Here is a 4,537-nt window from a genome sequence, read left to right as displayed (position 1 = left end):
CATGCTCCTAAGATCATCGCGTGTTCCCTTCTCTCTCCCTGAACTTGAGTTTCTCCCCACGACACGCGCCTATCTCAGCAGAACCCGCGAAATCATGAAAGATTCAGACCTTTACAGGGATGGGCGTAAGAGGCCCGAAGGACTCATCGCGGAGGAGTTCCGTGTACCCGTAGAGAATGTGCAAGGGGGTCCGTAACTCATGAGACATGGTGCCAACAAAATCTTCTTTGATGCGATTCGAGTTTTCCAAATCTTCGAGGAGCTTCGCATTGGCAATGGCAAACGACGCCAGCTGTGCGATGCCCCGCGCCAGACGTTTTTGCCGTGCCAGAAAAACCTGCTGTCTGCGATAGCCGATATACAAGGCACCAATCGTTCGCGTCCCACGACGCAAAAGAAAGAAAAGGGCCGAAATAATCCCTACCCGTTGCAAGAGCATTTGCAATGCAGGCTCGTTAGCAGAACAAATTTCCACCGCAGGACTCATTGTAGACTCGGTCATCGTTAACTCAGTAAAAATCTGCGGCGGGAAGGGCAGCGCCCGCACCTCTTCTTCTCGCTCCGGTGAGTCACCATATCCGGTTACGGTTACGTACAAGTTCTGTTGCGGGTCCCACAATGCGGCATAACTACAGTCACAGTTCAACACTTCAGTAGTTAATCGGCAGAGTCGATTGAGGACCACGGGGGTCTCCAATGATGTCAACAATTACCGCCCAACTCGCACTAAAGCTGCGGATATTTCGGCTTCCTCTTTAATGGTCTCTTCGGCACGTTTCGTCACACTCATATCTCTCAGCGTGACCAGGACGGCCTTTCGTTCATTATGGGAAACCATCACCATCTGGGCCTGCACGACAGCATGCCGGTCATCGGCAAAAGAGAGAAGAAAGACATCATCAAGCGTAGGGCCCTGTCCATATTCTTCACAGTAGCGCAAACAATCTCGTACTCGGTCTATGGACTCTGCGGCAATAAGCGAAAGAAACGGTTGTCCCAGTAACGTTGCCTCCGGTGCACCGACAAGCCCTGCACCGGCTTCATTCACAAAGAGAATCTGCGCCTCTTGCACCAGGAAGACACCATCATGGATGTTCTTGAGTACCGTTCGATAGAGTAGCTCGGACTGCTGCAACGCATATTCAGCACGTTTCCGCGCCGTAATATCGATCAAGGAGATGATGATCGCGGGCTCACCGCTCCACGACACAAGTGCAGGAGCGACTTCAAGCCAGATTGGTGTTCCATCTTTTTTGACCCCGCGGCATTCATAACGTACCGGGGCAGATTCTCCGCGCAAGCGAGCAACAAGATACCGACGTAAACGGTCTCGTTCCTCTAGCGCAATATGATCCTCTACCCGTTGTCCGATAATGTCATGCGGCTTGGCATAGCCAAGAATCGTTGCCAGAGCGGCATTGGCAAATAACACCGTCCCGTGCCGCTGTACCGCGATGCCTTGGATTGAACATTCCACCACCGCTCGGTAGCGCAATTCACTGTCTGTCGGTTTTTTCTCGCTGGATTGCTGGACAGCAGCCTCGGCTTCAAGACTGGTCACACGTTCGCGCAACAGTTTCAGTTACGCCAGTAACTGTGCTTTGGTTTGTCTTCCTGCCACCGTGCCGTTACCTCCCTCCTCTTTTGCATACGGAAGACGAACACATAGTCTGTTGGTATTCCTAGCGTGTCATATCGATCGTCTGCACCACTTGTGAAGCTCTCTTCAGACCAGTGCATGGGAGGTTGTAGTCTGGTTATCGGAAGAAGGGGTCTTGCCTTCGTTTTTTATAAACCGTTCGCTACTTTTTGTCGATGTTTTCTGATCCATATACATTCGTATCTTTTTCTCCCCCGATGAGCAGCATTCCTTACATGGGTTGACAGTTTGGTGACCAGAATGTCAGACTTGCACGGTGAAGGGGCTCTAAAGAAACTGTATCACTTTTCTGCGGTACAACAAAAAAAGGAAAGAACCGTGGACAAAATCATTATCAAAGCCTGCCTCAACGGTGCGCGTGGACGAGAGCAAAACCCGAACGTTCCTTGGACCCCAGCCGAGGTTGCAGCAGAAGCGAAGCGATGTAGTGATGCCGGGGCTTCCATGGTCCACTTCCATGCTCGCACTGCACAGGGGGCAACAAGCTACGACCCGGCCTGGTATACAGAAGCCGATCGGTTGATACGGGCACAGACTTCGCTCGTCCTGAATCACACTACTGCCCGCATGCAAGACGCTACCATCGAGCAGGTACTGCGCTATCTTCGCGATACCCCTGAGCCAGTAGATATGGTCTCACTCAACACGGGGAATATCGTCTTCAATACGCCATTCGCACAGGGGACACGGCGAACTATTGCCATTCCCAATTCGTACGATGACATCCGACAGACGATTCTCACCTGTCGCGAGCGCGGGATCGTTCCAGAGCCAGCGGTGTTGGATACAGGTTTTCTCACCAATGTGGTGACCTTAGTCCAAGACGGCCTGCTCGCTCCGCCGCGCTACATATTAGTTGAATTCGCCGGTCGCTTTGGCGACGGCTTTCAGATCATGCCTGGCACACCGCGGAGTTATTTCTACATGACAGAGTGTGTCAAAGAGCTGTTCCCGGAGGCGTTCTGGATTGCCCACGGGATTGAAGACAGCGTGTTCACGATTGCCAGTCTTGCCATTGCCACCGGTGCTCACATTCGGATTGGCTTTGAAGATCGAGCAACACTCGTTGATGGTTCATTAGCGAAAAGCAGTGCAGACTTTGTTACGTGGGCAGTCCAAGTGGCCCGCGCACATGGACGTGAACCGGCTACGCCGCAGGAAGCACGGCAACTCATCGGGTTACGTTAGGGAGGAATCATGAAATTTGGTGTCCTTCTCTTTGCTACCGATTATTCTATCCGCCTGGACGACTTTGCCCGCTGAAAGCGAAGCCCAGATGCTCCCGCTCTTGGCTCAGTATGCAACGCTGATTCTAAAGTCTGCCTAACAAGTTGTTGTTATAACAAGGAGGACTGGTAATGACAGAGAACGGACGATTTCCCTACTCTGGTGCAATCGATGCAGATGGTCACATTCTCGAACCACCAGACGTATGGGAAAAGTACATAGATCCACAGTATCGTGATCGCACGATTCGCATTTCTAAAAATCACGACGGTCTTGAAGTCATCCACGTCGGCGGGGCTCCAGCCAAGTATTTCAAACCCGGCCAATTAGCGCAGGTTGGTGCAATGGGAAAACGCGGAGAGGATGTCATACCAAACCCAGAAAAAACCTACATGAACCAAGCGCCGTTCGGCTCGATGTTTCCGAAAGAGCGTTTAGCTCGCCTGGACCAAGAAGGGTTGGATAAAGCGATCATCTACCCCAGCCTGGGGCTCCTGTGGGAAGCAGAGGACGTTGAAGATCTGGAACTGCAAGCCGCGTATGCACGCGCCTACAATCGATGGGTGGTAGATTTCTGTGCTGACTCTAATGGTCGCCTTATTCCTATTGCGCATATCTCATTTGGTGATCCGGCGGAGGCAGCACGCGAACTCGAACGTGCAGTAAAAGCGGGATGTCGAGGGGCGTTCTTCGTTCCATTCACACCGACCTATCAGTCACACGCACATCCTGATTACGATGACTTCTGGGCCAAGGCACAGGAGTACGACGTGCCAGTAGGCATTCATCCCAGCGGCGAGCCACCGGCAAAGCGCGTTCACCAACGGTTTCGTGAGATGAAGTGGGCCACCTGGCACCATAATGTACATGGAGCGCAGGGTCCGTTGCAAGCGTTTACTGCAATGTTTCAGTACGGCTTGTTCGATCGTTTCCCGCGCGTCAAAGTCATCGTCCTCGAATCTGGTGCTGGCTGGGCGGGATATTTATTGAACCGCATGGATGCGGTGTACGACAGCCCGTTAGGCGACACCGTCCGCCTTAAAGAAAAGCCGAGTTACTATTTCTATCGTCAGTGCTGGATCTCCGGCGACCCAGACGAAAAGGCATTTGGTCATGTGGTCGACTTTGTTGGCGCGGACAAGTTCTTCTGGGCTTCAGATTTTCCCCACTTCGATCATCCAGGCAATTACATGGATGAATTGAAAGAACTCGTGGACCCGATGTCAGAGTCCACTCGGCAAAAGGTCATCGGGGAAAACGTCGCGAAGGTGTATCGACTCTAGAATCATCACAAAGAGTGTTCACGTTGCCCCGTAGCAAGTACGGGGCAACGTGAGTCTAGCATCAGCTCATACATTCATATCTTAGCCTAGCCTCCTCATCTCGCCGTTCCATTGGCGACAGAGAGCAGGGTTGCAAGGCCTGCCCCTAAATTCCCAGCTTGTTTTGGTTATCCAGCAAGAATCTGATCGATAATAATCGGTCGATCGACAGAGACAGACGCAGGACTCAGCCCGAATGGGGTAAGCGGTGATTGAACGGCGTTCTTTCCTCACACGAAGAGAGGTGCAAGATAGGCGCACCCGTGCCAGACCAGGGACGGGAATTAGGATCTCTCTAGAGGAGGAACATATGCAGCTGAGTAGTAAT

4 protein-coding genes are annotated in these 4,537 nt (G+C 52.2%); 2 read left to right on the top strand and 2 right to left on the bottom strand.

Features of this window, described 5'->3' with window-relative positions; all coding sequences use genetic code 11:
* Positions 1-103: 103 nt before the first annotated feature.
* Positions 104-709 carry a hypothetical protein gene (locus tag FJ147_27480; GenBank protein ID MBM4259627.1) on the bottom strand — a complete coding sequence of 202 codons (606 nt, stop codon included), beginning with the start codon at positions 707-709 and terminating at the stop codon, positions 104-106.
* Positions 710-1,561 (bottom strand): PAS domain S-box protein, encoded by an 852-nt coding sequence (locus FJ147_27475; protein MBM4259626.1) that lies wholly within the window; start codon positions 1,559-1,561, stop codon positions 710-712.
* 339 nt (positions 1,562-1,900) lie between these two features.
* Between FJ147_27475 and FJ147_27470 the strand changes: the two genes are divergently transcribed.
* Positions 1,901-2,848 (top strand): 3-keto-5-aminohexanoate cleavage protein, encoded by a 948-nt coding sequence (locus FJ147_27470; GenBank protein MBM4259625.1) that lies wholly within the window; start codon positions 1,901-1,903, stop codon positions 2,846-2,848.
* 170 nt (positions 2,849-3,018) lie between these two features.
* Positions 3,019-4,170, top strand: coding sequence for an amidohydrolase (locus tag FJ147_27465; GenBank protein MBM4259624.1), 1,152 nt, complete (start codon positions 3,019-3,021; stop codon positions 4,168-4,170).
* Positions 4,171-4,537 lie beyond the last annotated feature (367 nt).

The organism is Deltaproteobacteria bacterium, assembly GCA_016874775.1.
Lineage (GTDB): Bacteria > Desulfobacterota > Binatia > Bin18 > Bin18 > VGTJ01.
Note: the sequence above shows the minus strand (reverse complement) of the source record. Positions and strands in the feature narration are given on the sequence as shown.